We start from the raw sequence: 16,697 nt of genomic DNA on the forward strand, positions 1-16,697 counted from the left end.
CGACGGCCGGGAGCTCGGCTCCGGCCGGCGGGCCTGCCCGGTCAGGTCCAAGCGGCACGGGCGCTCCACGGACGGGGCGGCTCTCCTCGGAGTCCACGGGAGCCGCCGGGCCCGTGGGGGCGCTACACCGGTGGGACAAAAGCCCAGGTGGGTAGGTTTCACCTCGCCGTGGTGAAGCACCCGCCTGGGCTCTGCTTTTTGGGGCAGGGCCCGGGCGGCTCCGGGCGGGGGCGAGACGAGCGATGCAGGGCGAGCCGCGCCGTACGGCGCGCGTCGGGCTCGTCATGGGCAGCGACTCCGACTGGCCCGTGATGAAGGCGGCCTGGGACCAGCTCCACGCACTGGGGATCGAGGCGGAGCTGGCCGTGGCCTCCGCGCACCGTACTCCCGAGCGGGCCATGACCTGGGCCCGCACCGCCGCGGAGCGCGGCCTGCGCGTGATCATCGCGGCGGCAGGCGGCGCCGCCCATCTTCCCGGCGTCATGGCAGCCTGGACCACCCTTCCGGTCATCGGCGTGCCCATCGCCGCCTCCCTCGAGGGGCTCGACGCCCTGCTGAGCATCGCTCAGATGCCACCGGGCGTGCCCGTCGCCGCGGTGGGCATCAACGGCGCCCGCAACGCCGCCCTGCTCGCCGCCGAGATCCTGGCCCTCTCCGACCCGGAGTTGGCCGGCCGCCTGCACGAGCTGCGCCGCCGCCAGGCCGACCAGGTGGCGGAGCGGGAACAGCGCCTGCTCCAGACCGTCGAGCACTCTCCGGAGGGGGAACGTCCATGATCGCCCGCTACACCCGGCCGGCCATGGCCGCCTTGTGGTCCCAGGAGAACCAGTACCGCCGGTGGCTCGAGGTCGAGCTCCTGGCCGCCGAAGCCTGGGCCGAACTGGGCCGCGTCCCCCGCGACGCCGCCCGCCGCCTGCGGGAGCGAGCCACGTTCCGCGTCGAGCGCATCCGGGAGCTCGAGCAGGTCAACGACCACGAACTCATCGCGTTCTTGTCGGCGGTCTCGGAGACGGTGGGCGACGACGCCCGCTACCTGCACCTGGGCCTCACGTCGTCGGACGTGATGGACACCGCTCTGGCGTCGCTCGCCGCCGAAGCGATGGGGCACGTCATCGCCGGCGTCGAGGAGCTCCGCCAGGCCCTGGCCGCGGAGGCGATCCGTCACCGTCGCACCCCCATGATCGGCCGCACCCACGGGGTACATGCCGAGCCGATCACCTTCGGCCTCAAGCTGGCCCGCTGGTGGGACCAGCTCGGGCGCGACCTGGAACGCCTGCTCCGAGCTCGTGACGCGATCGCCGTCGGCAAGCTGTCCGGCGCGGTCGGCACCTTCGCCCACGTCGACCCCTTCGTCGAGGCGTACGTTTGCCAGCGGCTCGGGCTTCGCCCCGCCCCCGTCTCGAGCCAGGTCGTCTCCCGGGATCGCCACGCGGAGGCGGCCGCCGCCCTGGCCATCCTCGGGGCGAGTCTGGAGGAGTTTGCCACCGAGATCCGGCTGATGCAGCAGACCGAGGTCGGGGAGCTCGAAGAGCCGTTCCCGCCGGGCCAGAGGGGCTCGTCGGCGATGCCCCACAAGCGCAACCCCATGCGCAGCGAGCGCATCGCGGGCCTCGCCCGGGTGCTGCGGGGCTACGCCCTGGTCGCCATGGAAAACGTGGCGCTGTGGCACGAGCGGGACATTTCGCACAGCTCTACCGAGCGGATCTGGGTCGTGGACGCCACCACCCTCGCCGACTACGTGGTGGCGCTGTTGACCCGCGTCGTGAGGGGGTGGCGGGTGTACGAGGCCCGCATGAAGGCCAACCTCGAGGCCACCGGGGGGCTCGTCTTCTCCGAACGGGTGCTGCTGGCGCTGGTCGACGCCGGCATGAGCCGGGAGGAGGCGTACCGCCGGGTGCAGGCTCACGCCATGGCCGCCCGGGACGAGGCCGCAGCGGGCGTGGCGGGGGCCGCCTCCTTCAAGGAACGCGTGCTTACCGACCCGGATCTGGCCGCGGTCGCCGGCCGGGAGCGGCTGGAGCGGGCCTTCGAACTGGAGCCTTTCCTCAGCAAGGTCGACGCCATCTTCGAGCGGCTCGAAATCGAGCGCCTCACGCAAGAGAGCCCCGCACGGGCCCGGCAGAGCCAGGGGGCCGCGCAGGGCATCCAGGACGCCGGGAGCGGGGCGCCCGGGCGGTAACGGCGCCGGACGGGGGATGAGGCCGTGGGCATCTCATCGTTGGGGCAGGGACACGGTTCGGGCCAGGGGCACCCCTCTGGCCAGGGCCACGCCGGGGCAGGCATGAAGGGCGCCCACCGCCGGGTGGAGGTCCCGCCGGGACCGGCGGTGCGGGGAGAGCGGCTGCACCGCGGCAAGGTGAAGGGGGTCTACGCGGTCGCCGGGTACCCCGGGCTGCGCCTCATCGACTTCACCGACGAGGCGACCGCTTTCGACGGCACCAAGCGGGCGGTCATCGCCGGCAAAGGAGAAGCCAACGCCCGCATCTCCGCGGCGTTCTTCCAGGCGCTCGAACGCGCCGGCGTCCCCACCCACTTCGTGCGCCTCGAGTCGCCGGCGGTCATGCTGGTACGGGCCGTCGAGATCATCCCGCTCGAGGTGGTGGTGCGTAACCGCGTGGCGGGCAGCCTCGCCAAACGCCTCGGCCTCGCCGAGGGCACGCCGCTTCGCCGCCCCGTGTGGGAGCTCTTTTACAAGAGCGACCCGCTGCACGACCCGTGGGTCAACGCTCACCACGCCGAGGCCCTGGGATGGGCCAGCGCCGAGGAACTGGCCGAGATGGAGCGGCTCGCCTTCGCCGCCAACCTGGCCATGCGGGACCTGGCCCTTCGGGCAGGCCTGGAACTCATCGACTTCAAGCTGGAGATGGGCCGGCCGCTGGGACCTCAGGGCGCACGCACCGGCGAGGGGCTGCTCGTCGCCGACGAGATCTCGCCGGACACGTGCCGGTTTTGGGACGTCGAGACCGGCGAGCGCAAGGACAAGGATCGCTTCCGCCGGGACCTGGGGCAGGTGGAGGAGACTTACGCCGAGGTGCTCCGGCGCATAGAGGAGGCCTTCCGGTGGCTCGATACACCGTCTTCGTCCACGTGATGCCGCGCCGGGGCGTGCTGGACCCGCCCGGGGAGGCCGCCAGGGCGGCTCTCTCCGCCCTCGGCTTCGAGGAGGTGCGGGAGGTGCGCATCGGGCGGCGCATCGCGGTCGAGGTGGAGGCCGCCGACCCGTCGCAAGCCGAGGCCCGGGTGCGCCAGATGGCCGAGCGGCTCCTGGCCAACCCGGTCATCGAGGAGTTCGAGCTGGCGGCAGGCGGGAGCCCGGAGAGAGCGAACGGGAGCGCCGGGCGATGAGCGCTGCCGTCGTGGGCGTGGTGACGTTCCCCGGGACCAATTGCGACCGCGACGTCGTCCACGCCATCAACCGGGCCGCCGGGGACCGAGCGGGCTTGCGGGCCGTGCCGGTCTGGTACGAGGAGGCGGACTTGAGCGGCATCGACGCCGTCGTGCTGCCGGGGGGCTTTTCGTACGGGGATTACCTGCGCTCCGGCGCCATCGCTGCCCTGGCGCCGGTGATGCAGGCGGTGGCCGGCCGAGCCCGGCAGGGGATGCCGGTGCTCGGGATCTGCAATGGCTTCCAGATCCTGCTGGAGGCCGGGCTGCTGCCGGGGGCCATGCGGCGCAACCGCACCCTTTCTTTCATCTGCCGGGCGGTGCCGGTGCGGGTCGAGTCGGTCGAAACGCCCTTCACCCGGGCGTACCGCAAAGGCCAGGTGCTGCGGCTGCCCATCGCCCACTACGAGGGCAACTACTTCGCCTGGCCGGAGGAGCTCGGGGCCATCGAGGCAGCCGACGAGGCGGCGCCCGGCCGTGTGGTGCTCCGCTACTGCGGGCCCGACGGACAGGACGCTCGGATCTTCCCGGAATACAACCCCAATGGGGCGGCGGGGGCCATTGCGGCGCTCGCCAACCCGGCGGGCAACGTGGTCGGGGTGATGCCCCACCCGGAGCGGGCATCGGAGGAGTGGCTCGGGAGCACCGACGGGCTCGGGGTGTGGCTGTCGCTGGGCCAGTGGCTCGCGGAGCGCCGGGCTGCGGCCGGCCTCCCCGCCGGGAGAGGAGGGGCGCCGTGAGCATCGAGACCGCCGTCCCGGTGGACTGGCCTTCCGATCCGCCCGCCCCGGCCATCGAGGCGGAGTGCCGGTGGAGGGCGCTCGGGCTGACCGACGGCGAGTGGCGTCTCATCCGGGAAACCCTCGGCCGCGCCCCCACGTGGACCGAGCTCGGCATGTTTTCGGTGGCGTGGTCGGAGCACTGCGCTTACAAGCACTCTCGAAAGGCTCTCGCCCGGCTGCCTGCGGAGGGCGAGCGGTTGCTGATGGGGCCCGGCGAGAGCGCCGGCGTGCTCGACATCGGCGGCGGCTGGGCGCTGGCGGTACGCCTCGAGTCCCACAACCATCCCTCTTACGTGGAGCCCTACCAGGGAGCTGCCACGGGGGTGGGGGGCATCGTGCGGGACGTGCTGGCGGCGGGGGCGCGCCCCGTGGCCCTGCTCGACTCGCTGCGCTTCGGGCTACCCGGCAAGCCTCGCAACCGCTACCTCTTCCGGGAGGTGGTGGCCGGCATCGCCGGGTACGGCAACGCCATCGGGGTGCCGACCGTGGGCGGCGAGGTGGCCTTCCACGAAAGCTACGACACCAACCCGCTGGTCAACGTGATGTGCGTGGGGCTGGTGCGGGCCGACCGGATCGCCCGGGCGCGGGCCGATTGCCCCGGCAACCGGGTCTACCTCGTCGGTTCCCGCACCGGGCGCGACGGCATCCACGGCGCGGGGCTGCTGGCATCGCGGACGTTCCGGGCCGGCGAAGGGGGCGAGCAGCGGCCCCGGGTCCAGGTGGGCGACCCGTTCACCGAGAAGCTCCTCATCGAGGCGTGTCTCGAGGCGCTGGCGACGGGTGCCGTCGTGGGCATCCAGGACCTCGGCGCCGCCGGCATCACGGCTGCCTCGTCCGAGCTCGCGGCCCGGGCGGGTACGGGCATCGACCTGGACCTCGACCGGGTGCCCCGGCGGGAAGAGGGCATGACCCCGTTCGAGCTCATGTTGTCGGAGTCTCAGGAACGCATGATGCTCGTCGTCCAGGCCGGGCGGGAAGCCGAGGTCGAACGGATCTTCCGGCGCTACCGGCTGGAGGCGGCCCCGATCGGAGTGGTCGATGCCTCGGGCCGGCTGCGGGTACGCTGCGAAGGCCGGCTCGTCGCCGACCTGCCGGCCCGCTTCCTCGCCGGCGGAGCACCCCGCTACGACGTGCCGCAGCCCGTGCGCCCGCTGGGACCGCCAACCCCCTCCTCCGCTTCCCTGCCTCCCGGCGATGCGCCGTCGACCCAACCGTCGTCGACCGGACCGCCGGCGGCAAGCGCCGCCGGCGCAGCAGGACAGGCGCTCGGCCGGCGCCTGCGAGAGGCGGGAGCGTCGGTCGCCGGGGGTGCCCGGGCGTGGATTTACGAGCAGTTCGACCACATGGTGGGGCTCAGGACCGTGCTGCCCCCAGGCCATGACGCCGCGGTGCTACGGGTGCTGCCCGACGAGGCGGTGCCCGGAGGGCCGCCGGCCGGGCCCGCCCGGATGGTCGCGCTGAGCCTGGACGGGGCGGAGTGGCTCGCCGGGTGGAGCCCGTATGCAGCCGGGTGCGAGGCGGTGCTGGAGGGGGCCCGCAACGTGGCGGCGGTGGGCGCCCGGCCCGCCGGTATCACCGACGGCCTCAACCTGGGCAACCCGGAGCGCCCCGAGGTCATGCAGGCGCTGGCGGACGTCGTGCAGGGCATGGCCGACGCCTGCAGGGCACTCGGCATCCCCGTCACCGGCGGCAACGTGTCGCTTTACAACGAGACGCAGGCTCCCGCCGGCACGGCGGGAGCCCGGGCCATCCTCCCCACTCCCATCGTCGGGATGGTGGGGCTGGTCGAGGCCCCCCGGCCCGTACCTTCCTTCTTCCAGCACCCGGGGGACGTGGTGGTCCTCGTCGGGCGCCCGGCCTTCCTCGAGGCCCCCGAACAGTGGAGCGCCGACTTCGACCTGGAGCGCCGGGCCATCGAGCTGGTGGTGCGAGCGGCCCGGCAAGGACTCGTGCGGTCGTGCCACGACCTGGGGCAGGGCGGGATCGCCGAGGCGCTGGGCGAGGCGGCCCTGGGCGGGAAGCCCGGAGCCGACGGGTGCGAGGTGACGCTGCCCTTGCTTGCGCGCTCCCTCGAAGCGCTCCTCTTCGGCAGGGGCGGCCCGGCCTGGGTGGCGAGCGTCGCGCCCGGCGACGTGCAGCCCCTGCTGGCGCTGGCCGAGGAGCTCGGGCCTCCTCTCGTTCCCGTCCACGTCCTCGGAACGGTGATGCCAGAGCGCATTCGCCTGGCGGTCGAGGGAGCCGGTACCGTGCTCGACGAACCGGTCGACCCCCTCCGCCGCGCGTGGAGACAGGCCCTGGAGGAGGCAGCCCGTCCATGAGGGTGATGGCGGCGGCTCCAGAGCGTGAGGCGATGGCGGCATCTTCGCACCAGGCGGGTGCATACCGCGAGGCCCACGACGAGTGCGGCGTGGTGGGGGTTTACGGGCACCCCGAGGCGGCCGCCGTGGTGCGATGGGCGCTTCTCGCCCTGCAGCACCGCGGCCAGGAGAGTGCCGGGATCGCCTCCCTCGACCGCCACGGCCGCGTGGGCATCCACCGGGGCATGGGGCTCGTGGCCGACGTGCTCCAGCCCGAGCACCTGGCCCGGCTCGCAGGGCACGCGGCCATCGGCCACGTGCGCTACTCGACCACCGGTGCGTCGCGCCTCGAAAACGCGCAGCCCATCCTCTCCCGCTTTCGCGGGCGGTTCCTGGCGGTGGCCCATAACGGCAACTTCGTCAACGCGGTGGAGCTGCGCGGCCGCCTCGAGGAGGAGGGCTCCATCTTCCAGACCACCACCGATACCGAGGTCGTCGCCCACCTGGTGGCCCGCCACGGCGGCACCACCCGGCAGGCGCTCCCCTGGGTGCTGCGGCAGATCGCCGGGGCCTGGGCCCTGGTCTTCCTCGACCCCGACGGCGTCATCGCCACCCGGGATCCCCTGGGCATCCGCCCGTTGAGCCTGGGTCTCCTCCGGTACTCCGACGCCCAGGCGCCGGCCTGGATCGTGGCGTCGGAGACGTGCGCGCTCGATTCGGTCGGGGCCACGGTCGTGCGGGAGGTCGAGCCGGGGGAGGTCGTACACCTGGGGCCGGACGGCGTGCGCACCGTCGCCCGGATGGACCTGCCGCCGGGCGCCCGGGGCACTCAGGCCGGCGGGGGGCTGTGCGCGTTCGAGGCCATCTATCTGGCCCGCCCCGACTCGGTGCTGTTCGACCAGAGCGTGCACGGGCTTCGCAAGGAGATGGGGCGGGCGCTCGCCCTGCGTCACCCGGCCGAGGCCGACCTGGTCACGGGGGTGCCCGACTCGAGCCTCTCGGCGGCGATGGGGTACGCGGAGCAGCTGGGGCTCCCCTTCGAGATGGGGTTGATCCGCAACCGCTACATCGGCAGGACGTTCATCCAGCCCGGGCAGAGCGAACGGCGCCTGGCGGTGCACGCCAAGCTCAACGCGGTTCGCAAGGTGGTGGAAGGGCGGCGGGTGGTGCTGGTCGACGACTCCATCGTGCGCGGCACGACGGCCCGGCACATCGTGGAACTGCTGCGCCGGGCGGGAGCGGCTCAGGTCCACGTGCGCATCGCCTCGCCGCCGTACCGGTTCCCGTGCCATTACGGGGTCGACACCGCGCACAGGAGCGAACTCATCGCCGCAGGGCGCGACGTGGAGGCCGTCCGGGCGGCCATCGGGGCCGATAGCCTGGCGTTTTTGCCGCTGGAGACGATGCTCGATGTCCTGAAAGGGCCGGCGTGCGTGGCCTGCTTCACGGGTGTCTACCCCGTGCCGGTGGAGGATCCGGCGGACAAGCTGGCGCTGGAGGCACCGCTGGAGCGGGTGGATGCGGGCGAGGAGACGGGCCCTGGGAAGCCAGGTAGCGCAACGGCCTGCGGAAAGGAGAGTGCCCGTGGGGCTGGAGGAGGACACCATGGAGCCGCCTGCTGAGGGCGCTCCCCACGGCGGGGCCCGAGCGCGCGAAGCGCCGGGCTACCGCGCCGCCGGGGTCGACCTCGAGGGGAAGCGGGCGCTCGTGCAGCAGCTCGCCCGTATCGCTCGAACCACACCACAGGCCGGAGTGCTGCAGGGCATCGGCGGGTTTGCGGGGGCGCTGGCGCTGGCAGATGCGGCGGGCGCTTTCGAGGACCCGGTGCTGGTCGCCGGCGCCGACGGGGTCGGTACCAAGCTGGAGCTCCTGGCGAGGCTGGGCCGCCACCGGGTGGCCGGGGTCGACTGTGTGGCGATGTGCGTCAACGACGTGGTGGCGGCGGGAGGGCGTCCCCTCTTCTTTCTCGACTACCTCGCCATGAGCCGGCTCGACCCGGAGGTGGCCTCGGAGGTCGTGGAGGGCGTCGCCGAAGGGTGCCGGGAAGCGGGGTGCACGTTGCTCGGCGGCGAGACGGCGGAGATGCCCGGGTTTTACGGGGCGGGCATGTACGAGCTCGCCGGCTTTTGTGTGGGGGTGGCGGACCGGGCGGCCATCGAACGGGGCATGATGGCCCGGCCCGGCGACGTGCTGGTGGGGCTGGGCTCGTCGGGCCTGCACTCCAACGGCTTCTCCCTCGTGCGCCGGATCCTGGAGCAAGCCGGAGCCGATCTGGGAGCGCCGGCGCCGTTCGGGCAGGGGCCGGGCGCGCCCCCGGGCACCAGCACGCTCCGGGAGCATGGCTCTCTCGGGGAGCGCAGCGTTCCACCCCCACCCGGCATCACGCTGGGAGAGGCGTTGACCCAGCCCACCCGGATCTACGCCCGGGCAGCGCTCGCCATGGGAGCCGCCGTCGAAGTGCACGCGCTCGCCCACATCACGGGCGGGGGCTTGCCCGACAACCTGTCCCGGGTACTGCCGGCCGGGACACGGGCAGTCGTGGAGCGGGGGTCGTGGCCGGAACCGGCGGTCTTCAGGTGGCTGGAAGAGACGGGGCGGCTCTCGGAGACGGAGATGTTTCGGGTTTTCAACATGGGGCTCGGCATGGTGGCCGCGGTGGCGCCGGCCGACGTAGAGGCCGCCGTGGCGCTGGCGACGGCGGCCGGGCATGCCGCCTGGGTCGTCGGGAGGGTCGAGGGGCCGGGGCTCGACCCGGCCACGACGCTGTCCAGGGGCATCCGGTTCACGGCCTCGGCCAAGCAGGCCCAAACCGGCGGGTGGGTCGAGATTGTCGGCCGGTGAGGGCCTGACGTGACCGAGCACGTACCGGCACGGCCGGAGCCGCTGCAGCCGGTGGCGCTGGGGCGCAGGGCCACCGGGACATCGCCCTTGCGGCTGGGCGTGCTCGCCTCCGGCCGGGGCACCAACCTGCAGGCCATCCTGGACGCGTGCGTCAACCGGGAGGTGCCGGCGCGGGTCGTCCTGGTCATCTCGGACAAGCCGCAGGCGCAGGCGCTCGAGCGGGCCCGGGCGGCAGGGGTGCTCGCCGAGTACCACGACCCGCGGATCCACCCCGGCCGGGCCTCGTACGACCGCCACCTGGCCGACCGCCTCGAGGAGGCGGGCGTCGAGCTGGTCTGCCTGGCCGGCTTCATGCGCATCCTGGGGAGTGCCTTCGTGGAGCGCTTCCGGCACCGCATCCTCAACATCCACCCGTCGCTGTTGCCGGCGTTCCCGGGCAAGGATGCCCAGCGCCAGGCGCTCGAGCACGGGGTGAAGGTGAGCGGCTGCACCGTGCACCTGGTGGACGAGGGGGTCGACACGGGCCCCATCGTGCTGCAGGCAGCCGTGCCGGTGCTCGAAGGCGACACCGAAGAGAGCCTCGCCGAGCGTATCTTGCAGCACGAACACCGGCTCTACGTCGAAGCCATCCGGCTCTATGCCGCCGGGCGGCTGCAGCTCGAGGGGCGGCGGGTGCGCATCGTGCCCGGCGGCGCGTGTCAGGGCACTTAGGGGACGCAGGTCACGGAGCCCGGCGATGGGGGCATCGGTCGTGAAAGGCACGGCGGTCGTGGTCGGCGGGGGCGGGCGCGAGCACGCGTTGGCCTGGGCGCTCGAGCGAAGCGGGCAGTTTGCCAGGGTCTACGCGGCGCCGGGCAACGCCGGCACGCCTCACCCGGTGCCGCTGCCGGCGGGGGCGGCCGAGGCCGCAGAGGCGCTCGTGACCTTCGCCCGGGAGCACGACACCAGGCTCGTGGTCGTCGGGCCCGAGGCGCCGCTGGCGGCGGGCCTGGCCGACCGTCTGCGGGAGGCCGGCGTGCCGGTGGTGGGGCCGTCGAGGTCGGCCGCCCGCATCGAGTCGTCGAAGGCGTTCGCCAAGACGGTCATGGCACGGGCGGGCGTGCCCACGGCTCCTTTTCGCATCTTCTTCGACCCCGAGCGGGCGCTCGCGTACGTGCGCAAAGCCGGGCGGCCGCTGGTGGTGAAAGCCGACGGGCTGGCGGCCGGCAAAGGGGCCATCGTCTGCGACACGCCCCGCGAGGCCGAACAGGCCGTGCAATCCCTCATGGTCCAACGAACCCTCGGAGACGCCGGCGGCGTCGTGATCGTCGAGGAGCGCCTCGAGGGCCGGGAACTCTCCGTGATGATCCTGACCGACGGCGAGCGAGCGCTGCTGCTCCCGCCGGCCCGGGACCACAAGCGCCTGCTCGACGGCGACCGAGGCCCCAACACCGGCGGGATGGGAGCAGTGGCTCCCGTCGAAGGAGAAACCGGCCTGCAGGACGTCCTGCAGCGCATCTTCTACCCGGTGCTGCGCGAGCTGGCCGCGGCCGGCTCCCCCTTCCGGGGTGTGCTGTACGCGGGATTGATGTTGACCCCCGAGGGGCCGCAGGTGCTGGAGTTCAACTGCCGGGCAGGCGACCCCGAAACCCAGGCGCAGCTACCGCTCCTGGACGCGCGACGGTTCACCGAGGCCCTGCTGGCCGTCGCCGGCGTCCCCGGCGCCACGCTACCGGACGACCCGGGGTGGCTGTGGCCGGGCCCTCTCGCCGGTCTCGAGGGCCGCCACGCCGTATGCGTCGTGGCGGCGTCGGCGGGGTATCCGGAGCGGCCGCGAACCGGAGACCTCGTGGAAGGGTTGGAAGAGGCTGCCGGAGCGTTGGAAGCCGCAGACGACGGCACCCTCGTCTTCCACGCGGCCACCCGCCGGAGGGCCGGCGGGCGGGTCGAGACGGCGGGCGGGCGGATCTTGAACGTCGTCGGGCTCGGCGCTACATGGGACGAGGCGCGCCGGCGCGCCTACGACCGGCTGAGCCGCATCTCGTTCGATGGGATGCAGTACCGGTCGGACATCGGCCTGCTATGACGAGTGGACGCAGGTTCCGATAGCCTCCTTCGTCGCGCACTTGCGGACGGCGCCGCCGTGTATACACCCGGGTGCGGCAGGGGTGGGAAGTTCGACCTCGAATCCGGCCCGACAAAACCTCGCGCAGGTGTGGGGTCTTGGGGAGAGGTCTCGCATGATTAAAACCTTGCCAACCGGCGCCTGCGCGTGAAGGAGGCGAGGACGGTGCGGCTCGTCAACCGGATCCTGCTCGGCCTCGTCGTCGGCGTCCTCGTGGGGTTGGTGCTCAACGGGGTAGCACAGGCCGGATGGGTCAAGGGGCTCGATGCGTACGTCCTCAACCCGTTGGGCCAGATCTTCCTGCGGCTCATCAAGATGCTCGTGGCGCCGCTCGTGCTGCTGTCCCTCATCGTGGGCACGGCCGGGATGGGCAACGCGCGTAAAGTGGGGCGGGTCGGCGCCAAGATCATCGCCATCTACATGATCACGACCGCCCTGGCCGTCATCCTCGGGCTCGTGCTGGCGGGGGTGTTGGCACCGGGCCGGGGCTATCAGGTGCCTGCCAGCTTCACGTTCGAGCCCAAGCCGGCTCCTTCCGTCGTCGACACGCTGCTCAACGTCATTCCAACCAACCCGTTCGAGGCGCTCATGAAAGGCGAGATGCTCCAGATCATCGTCTTCGCCATCCTGTTCGGGCTGGCGCTCACGGCACTCGGCGAACGGGCGAAAGGGCTCCTGCAGTTGTTGGAAGTGGCCAACGAAGCGGTCATGAAGCTCATCATGTGGGTCATGGAACTGGCCCCTTATGCGGTGTTCGCCCTGATGGCCCGCATGGTCATGGCGCAGGGTGCGGGCGTGCTCTTGCCGCTCGGGAAGTACATCGTCATCGTCTACGTGGGGTGCGTCCTGCACGCCGCCTGGCTCTACTCGCTCATCGTCGGGTGGCTCGGGCGCATCAGCCCCATCGAGTTCTTCAAGCGGGCGGCGCCGGCCATGGTGGTGGCGTTCACGACGGCGTCGAGCAATGCCACGCTGCCGGTCACGATGCAGGTCAGCGAGCGCAACTTCGGGATCCGGCGGGAGATCGGAAGCTTCACATTGCCGCTCGGGGCGACCGTCAACATGGACGGCACAGCGCTTTACCAGGGCGTGTCGGCGCTCTTCCTGGCACAGATCCTGGGAATCCCCCTGACGGTGTCGCAGATGGCCATCATCGTGCTCTCGGCCACGCTGGCGTCCATCGGGACGGCGGGCGTACCGGGAGCAGGGGTCATCATGCTGGCGATGGTCCTGCAGTCGGTGGGGATCCCCGTGGAGGCCATCGGTATCATCATCGGCGTCGACCGGGTGGTCGACATGGTCCGCACCATGATGAATGTCACGGGCGACCTGGCTTGCACGACGGCCGTAGCCCGGAGCGAGGGGGCCATGGAGTTTCCAGCGACCATCGAGGTGACGACCGCCGGCGCACGGCAGGCCGTGGCGGGGTGAGCGCCGAAAGGGGGTCGACCGGGGCATCGCAAGCCCGGAGGAGGGCCTGTTCCACTCCCCAATCGCCTCAGACGGACGTGGAGAATCTCTGGAGCACAGCCTGCTTCAAGCGTTCTTCCGGGGAGTTGAACCGGCCCCGCCACAGCACGTCCCGGGCCCCGGAAACGGCCCGGACAGGGTCGACTTCCACGAAGCGAAGGGCATGGCGGTGGCAGATATCCACGCACAGCCCGCATGCCGTGCACGAGGAGGGGTCATGGGAGAGGACGATTTCGCCATCCTCCTCGCGCCGCTCCAGAGCGCCCGTCGGGCAAAAGTAGGCGCACATCGTACACCCCGTGCAGGCTTTCGATGCTTCGATGGCCCCAAACGGGCCCTGACCCGCGGCGAGCCGGGGCCGTGAAGCCGGAAGAGCAGGCCCGGGCTCCGATCGGGCTCCGAACGACCGGAGGAAATGCAGGAGGAGGCGTCGCTTGGGCGGCATCCGAACCGGAAGCTGCCGAGCGCCGCCGCCGAACGCCGGCCTCGCATCGTCTCCTGGTTCTCCAGGCTCCCGCTCGGACGTATCGAAGGATGGCCGCGGTCGCGAGGTGCCCGGGCCGTTACCCGCCAGGATGGCCTCCCACCGGCGAACGGCCGCTCTGTCCGGCCTTCCGCGTCCGCTGCCGCCGGTCAGCCGGGTGAGAAGACCCGGCGGACCGGAGATTGTCCCGAGGTTTGTGGAAAATGAAGTGGCGGCTCCGGGGCCCCTGTGGTAGAAGAGGGGCTGGCAAAACCCAGCGGATGGGAGGAGCCGCCGATGCCAGCATATCACGTGGTCAGCCCGAATGGGAAGGTTCAGAAGGTCGACCGCCGGAAGGCTCGAAAGGTACCGTTTTTGCCCGAAAGCATCCAGCTTCCCCTGCGCCGGCTGGGGGAGCAGGTGAAGGGGGGCCTGACGGCGCTGGTGCTGCAGCTGGCTGTTGCGGCCCTCGGGGAGATGATGGAAGCCGAGCTGGCCGAGCGGGTCGGACCCAAGGGGCGGCATCGCCGGGAGCGTCCCGCCTACCGCCATGGCCAGGCAAAGGGCTGGGTGGTGGTGCTGGGCCGCAAGGTGAGCGTCCAGCGTCCTCGGGCCCGCTCCAAAGACCGCCAGGAGGTGGTGCTCGACACCTACCTGTGGGCCCAGCAGGAGGACAGCCTGACCGAAGCGGTGGTGGCCCGGCTGCTCCACGGGGTGTCGACCCGGGGCTATCGGGAGACGCTGGACGGGACCGACGCGCTCCCGGGTAAGGGGGTCTCCCGAAGCCGGATCAGTGCCCGCTTCACCCAGACCATGGGTCGGCTGCTGGAGGAGCGCCTGACCCAGCGGCTCGATCAGGGGTCCATCGTCGCCTTGGTCGTCGATGGGGTGCGGGTGGGCGACTCCTCGGTGGTGGTGGCCTTGGGCATCGATGCCGACGGGCGCAAGCGGCTGTTGGGCTTGCGGGAAGGGGCGACGGAAAACGAAGCGGTGGTCAAGGGACTGCTGCAAGACCTGGTTGAGCGGGGTCTGTCCTCCGATCAGGGGCTGTTGGTGGTGATGGACGGGGCCAAGGCCTTGCGGGCCGCCGTCCGAGCCGTCTTCGGAAAGCAGGCCCTCGTCCAGCGGTGTCAGGTCCATAAGAAGGCGAACGTGCTGGACCACCTGCCGGAGTCGGCGAAGGCCTGGGTGGCCCGCAAGCTGGACCAGGCCTACGGGGAGCCGGACTACAGCGTCGCCAGGGAGGCCCTGGAGCGCCTGGCCGACCGGCTCGAGGTGGAGCACCCGGGGGCAGCGGACAGCCTGCGGGAGGGGTTGGACGAAACCCTGACGCTGCACCGGCTGGGCATCCCGGGCCTGCTGCGGCTGTCGCTGGCCTCCACCAACACGGTGGAGTCGGCGCTGTCGGTGGTGCGCGCCAAGGCGGGGCGGGTGAAGCGCTGGCGTTCTGGTCAGCACGCCGAGCGGTGGGTGGGGATAGGGCTTCTGGCGGCTGAATCCCGCTTTCGGCGGATTCGCGGCTACCGCCTGATCCCCATGCTTCAGGCCGCTCTGCGCCGAGCCATCGGAGCCGAAGTGGCCATGAGCGAGCCTGTACTCGCTACCGGTTGAAAAAAGGATCCCGGAGGCGCTATTCAAATTCCACATAACCTGGGACAACGTCGCGGACCATCGGCCTGCCCTCTGGACCACGAGCCTGCCGGGCCGGTGGCTGACGCAGCAGCACGCTCTGTACCGCGGTCCTGCAGTGCGGGCATCCCCGGTAACGCCTGCTCGGAAAAACGGACCGCTGCTTCCATGCCCAGCGCGTCCAGCAGCGTGCGGGTGGTGGCGACCCGATCATTGGCAAGCTTGCGGCCCACCTCGTAGGTACATCGCTCGCAAAGTCCGTCGGACAGCACGACGTCACGGGCGCCGGCCGCCACGGCGCCCACCAGCAGCGACTCGTGAAGCCTGCCGAGGCAGTCCAACTCGACCAGCCCGGGATGCGAGCGCATCCGGCGGTGCTTCCGAAGAAGAAGCGAACAGGCGAAAACTACCTGCTCGCTACGTTGGGCGGCCCGCTCCAGGCCGGCCATGATGTCGGCATCACCGGGTCGCTTCGGCCCAAAGACGCCTGTCGGGCAGGCTGCCAGACAGAGGCCGCACTGGGCACAGCGCAGCGGCACCACCTTCAAGGCCGTGCCGATCTGGATGGCTCCGGTGGGGCAGAAATCCGCACACCGCGTGCACCTGGCCTGCCGGTGCCGCACCCGCACGCACTGCTCCGGATGAACCTCGAAGTTATCCGTTTGAAGAGCTGCCAGCTCATCTGCCCACGGTTGAAAGCCCCGAACCGCCATGGCACCCCACCCTGAGAGGTGCGGGGCAGCCTGCGTGCCCTGGCAGGCAGGCTGCCCCGGAGACGTCGCCAGACCCTCAACCCTGCAAGGGCGGCAGGCGCTCCTTCACGGGATCACCGGCCGGGCCAGCCCCGCGGCCAGCACGCTGTAGCGCAGCACCACAGCTCCTACCAGCAGGCACACCGCCGCCACCGTCCCCCAAGGCACCAGGTTGCCAACGCCGCCGCCCGATCGGCTCGACCAGGCCAGCACCGACCAGACCAGCGGCACCACCAGCCCCAGACCCACCAGCCCCAGCCAGAAGGCCCACGCGTACCCCCCGCTTACCAGGTACGCCACCGAGGCTGCGGCCGTCAGCCCGGAGCCAGAGGCCACCACCAGCACCGCGAGAAGCCCCAGGGCCTCCAGCCCCACCAGCACCGCCATGGCCCGCGCCAGCACCCCCATGGCCTCCTCGACTGCATCCGGTCGTCCGCCCGACCGCCGGCTGAGCTGCGCTGCCCCTACCAGCACCGCTACCCCCGCCGACAGACCCGCCACCACGAACAGCACCGGCCAAAGCGGGGTGTTCCAAAACGGCACCGCCTTTACCACGCCCACCAGCAGTCCCGGGTAGAGCATCACGCCCAGCGCGAATACCCCGTTGAGCCCCGCCAGCCAGCCTAGAACCACACCCTCGCGCCATGCGCGCAGTTGCCGGGCGAGGTGCACGGCCCCCAGCACCAAGAACAGGCTGACCAGCCACACCCCCACCGACATCACCGACGACCCGGGCCGGCTATAGCCTCGCCAGAAGCGCAGGGGCTCCCCCAGGTCCATCAGCAGGAGCAGCGCCCCCAACGCCACCAGCACCGGCCCCAGCACGATGCCCGTCCGAGCCAGCCACCCGTGCCGGCGGTCCGTCCACCCCAGCCACACGGCCATCAGGTAGGCGCCCGCCCCGGCGCCCCCCAGGAAGAAATCCCAGGCCACCAGCGGCCCCCATGTGCTCTGCAGGCCCATCGCCCAAGCTCC

Annotated in this window: 15 protein-coding genes; 12 read left to right on the top strand and 3 right to left on the bottom strand. The window is 71.8% G+C overall.

Features of this window, described 5'->3' with window-relative positions:
* The first annotated feature begins 242 nt into the window (after positions 1–242).
* The 11 genes from purE (at position 243) to U7230_RS12240 (ending at position 12,839) form a co-directional block, all read left to right on the top strand.
* The gene (gene purE / locus U7230_RS12190) at positions 243–776 is read left to right on the top strand and encodes a 5-(carboxyamino)imidazole ribonucleotide mutase (RefSeq protein ID WP_324716108.1); all 534 of its coding nucleotides are present in this window, start codon (positions 243–245) and stop codon (positions 774–776) included.
* The gene (gene purB, locus U7230_RS12195; protein WP_324716109.1) at positions 773–2,179 is read left to right on the top strand and encodes an adenylosuccinate lyase; all 1,407 of its coding nucleotides are present in this window, start codon (positions 773–775) and stop codon (positions 2,177–2,179) included. The genes purE and purB overlap by 4 nt, the downstream gene beginning before the upstream one ends.
* 102 nt (positions 2,180–2,281) lie before the next feature.
* The gene (purC, locus tag U7230_RS12200; RefSeq protein WP_404980677.1) at positions 2,282–3,091 is read left to right on the top strand and encodes a phosphoribosylaminoimidazolesuccinocarboxamide synthase; all 810 of its coding nucleotides are present in this window, start codon (positions 2,282–2,284) and stop codon (positions 3,089–3,091) included.
* The gene (gene purS / locus U7230_RS12205; RefSeq protein ID WP_324716111.1) at positions 3,061–3,345 is read left to right on the top strand and encodes a phosphoribosylformylglycinamidine synthase subunit PurS; all 285 of its coding nucleotides are present in this window, start codon (positions 3,061–3,063) and stop codon (positions 3,343–3,345) included. Before purC ends, purS begins: the two co-directional genes overlap by 31 nt.
* Complete coding sequence (gene purQ / locus U7230_RS12210; RefSeq protein WP_324716112.1) at positions 3,342–4,124, top strand: phosphoribosylformylglycinamidine synthase subunit PurQ; 783 nt, start codon at positions 3,342–3,344, stop codon at positions 4,122–4,124. Before purS ends, purQ begins: the two co-directional genes overlap by 4 nt.
* Complete coding sequence (gene purL / locus U7230_RS12215; RefSeq protein ID WP_324716113.1) at positions 4,121–6,484, top strand: phosphoribosylformylglycinamidine synthase subunit PurL; 2,364 nt, start codon at positions 4,121–4,123, stop codon at positions 6,482–6,484. Before purQ ends, purL begins: the two co-directional genes overlap by 4 nt.
* A 32-nt stretch (positions 6,485–6,516) precedes the next feature.
* Positions 6,517–8,085, top strand: coding sequence for an amidophosphoribosyltransferase (purF, locus tag U7230_RS12220; RefSeq protein WP_404980678.1), 1,569 nt, complete (start codon positions 6,517–6,519; stop codon positions 8,083–8,085).
* Complete coding sequence (purM, locus tag U7230_RS12225) at positions 8,048–9,304, top strand: phosphoribosylformylglycinamidine cyclo-ligase (protein ID WP_324716115.1); 1,257 nt, start codon at positions 8,048–8,050, stop codon at positions 9,302–9,304. Before purF ends, purM begins: the two co-directional genes overlap by 38 nt.
* Before the next feature lie 87 nt (positions 9,305–9,391).
* Positions 9,392–10,015, top strand: a complete 624-nt coding sequence (gene purN / locus U7230_RS12230) for a phosphoribosylglycinamide formyltransferase (protein WP_404980679.1) — start codon at positions 9,392–9,394, stop codon at positions 10,013–10,015.
* Positions 10,016–10,055: 40 nt separating this feature from the next.
* Positions 10,056–11,369: a phosphoribosylamine--glycine ligase gene (gene purD, locus U7230_RS12235; RefSeq protein WP_324716117.1), complete on the top strand. Its 1,314-nt coding sequence runs from the start codon at positions 10,056–10,058 to the stop codon at positions 11,367–11,369.
* 204 nt (positions 11,370–11,573) lie between these two features.
* Positions 11,574–12,839 carry a dicarboxylate/amino acid:cation symporter gene (locus tag U7230_RS12240; RefSeq protein ID WP_324716118.1) on the top strand — a complete coding sequence of 422 codons (1,266 nt, stop codon included), beginning with the start codon at positions 11,574–11,576 and terminating at the stop codon, positions 12,837–12,839.
* 67 nt (positions 12,840–12,906) lie between these two features.
* On the opposite strand, the gene U7230_RS12245 is transcribed toward U7230_RS12240, so the two are convergent.
* On the bottom strand, positions 12,907–13,323 hold the full coding sequence (locus U7230_RS12245) for a 4Fe-4S dicluster domain-containing protein (RefSeq protein WP_324716119.1): 417 nt from the start codon (positions 13,321–13,323) through the stop codon (positions 12,907–12,909).
* A 315-nt stretch (positions 13,324–13,638) separates the two neighbouring features.
* Between U7230_RS12245 and U7230_RS12250 the strand changes: the two genes are divergently transcribed.
* Complete coding sequence (locus U7230_RS12250; RefSeq protein ID WP_324716120.1) at positions 13,639–14,952, top strand: IS256 family transposase; 1,314 nt, start codon at positions 13,639–13,641, stop codon at positions 14,950–14,952.
* Between the two features lie 23 nt (positions 14,953–14,975).
* On the opposite strand, the gene U7230_RS12255 is transcribed toward U7230_RS12250, so the two are convergent.
* A complete protein-coding gene (locus tag U7230_RS12255) occupies positions 14,976–15,683 on the bottom strand; it encodes an ATP-binding protein (protein ID WP_324716121.1) in 708 nt (235 codons plus the stop codon).
* Positions 15,684–15,788: 105 nt separating this feature from the next.
* Entirely contained in the window at positions 15,789–16,685 is an 897-nt protein-coding gene (gene nrfD / locus U7230_RS12260) for an NrfD/PsrC family molybdoenzyme membrane anchor subunit (RefSeq protein ID WP_324716122.1), read from the bottom strand.
* Positions 16,686–16,697: the final 12 nt, after the last annotated feature.

The organism is Limnochorda sp. L945t (genome assembly GCF_035593305.1).
Lineage (GTDB): Bacteria > Bacillota > Limnochordia > Limnochordales > Geochordaceae > Carboxydichorda > Carboxydichorda subterranea.

Coding starts and splice junctions, on each gene's coding strand:
- purE (WP_324716108.1), top strand. CDS start 243: ATGCAGGGCGAGCCGCGCCGTACGGCGCGCGTCGGGCTCGTCATGGGC.
- purB (WP_324716109.1), top strand. CDS start 773: ATGATCGCCCGCTACACCCGGCCGGCCATGGCCGCCTTGTGGTCCCAG.
- purC (WP_404980677.1), top strand. CDS start 2,282: ATGAAGGGCGCCCACCGCCGGGTGGAGGTCCCGCCGGGACCGGCGGTG.
- purQ (WP_324716112.1), top strand. CDS start 3,342: ATGAGCGCTGCCGTCGTGGGCGTGGTGACGTTCCCCGGGACCAATTGC.
- purF (WP_404980678.1), top strand. CDS start 6,517: ATGGCGGCATCTTCGCACCAGGCGGGTGCATACCGCGAGGCCCACGAC.
- U7230_RS12245 (WP_324716119.1), bottom strand. CDS start 13,323: ATGCCGCCCAAGCGACGCCTCCTCCTGCATTTCCTCCGGTCGTTCGGA.
- U7230_RS12250 (WP_324716120.1), top strand. CDS start 13,639: ATGCCAGCATATCACGTGGTCAGCCCGAATGGGAAGGTTCAGAAGGTC.
- U7230_RS12255 (WP_324716121.1), bottom strand. CDS start 15,683: ATGGCGGTTCGGGGCTTTCAACCGTGGGCAGATGAGCTGGCAGCTCTT.
- nrfD (WP_324716122.1), bottom strand. CDS start 16,685: ATGGGCCTGCAGAGCACATGGGGGCCGCTGGTGGCCTGGGATTTCTTC.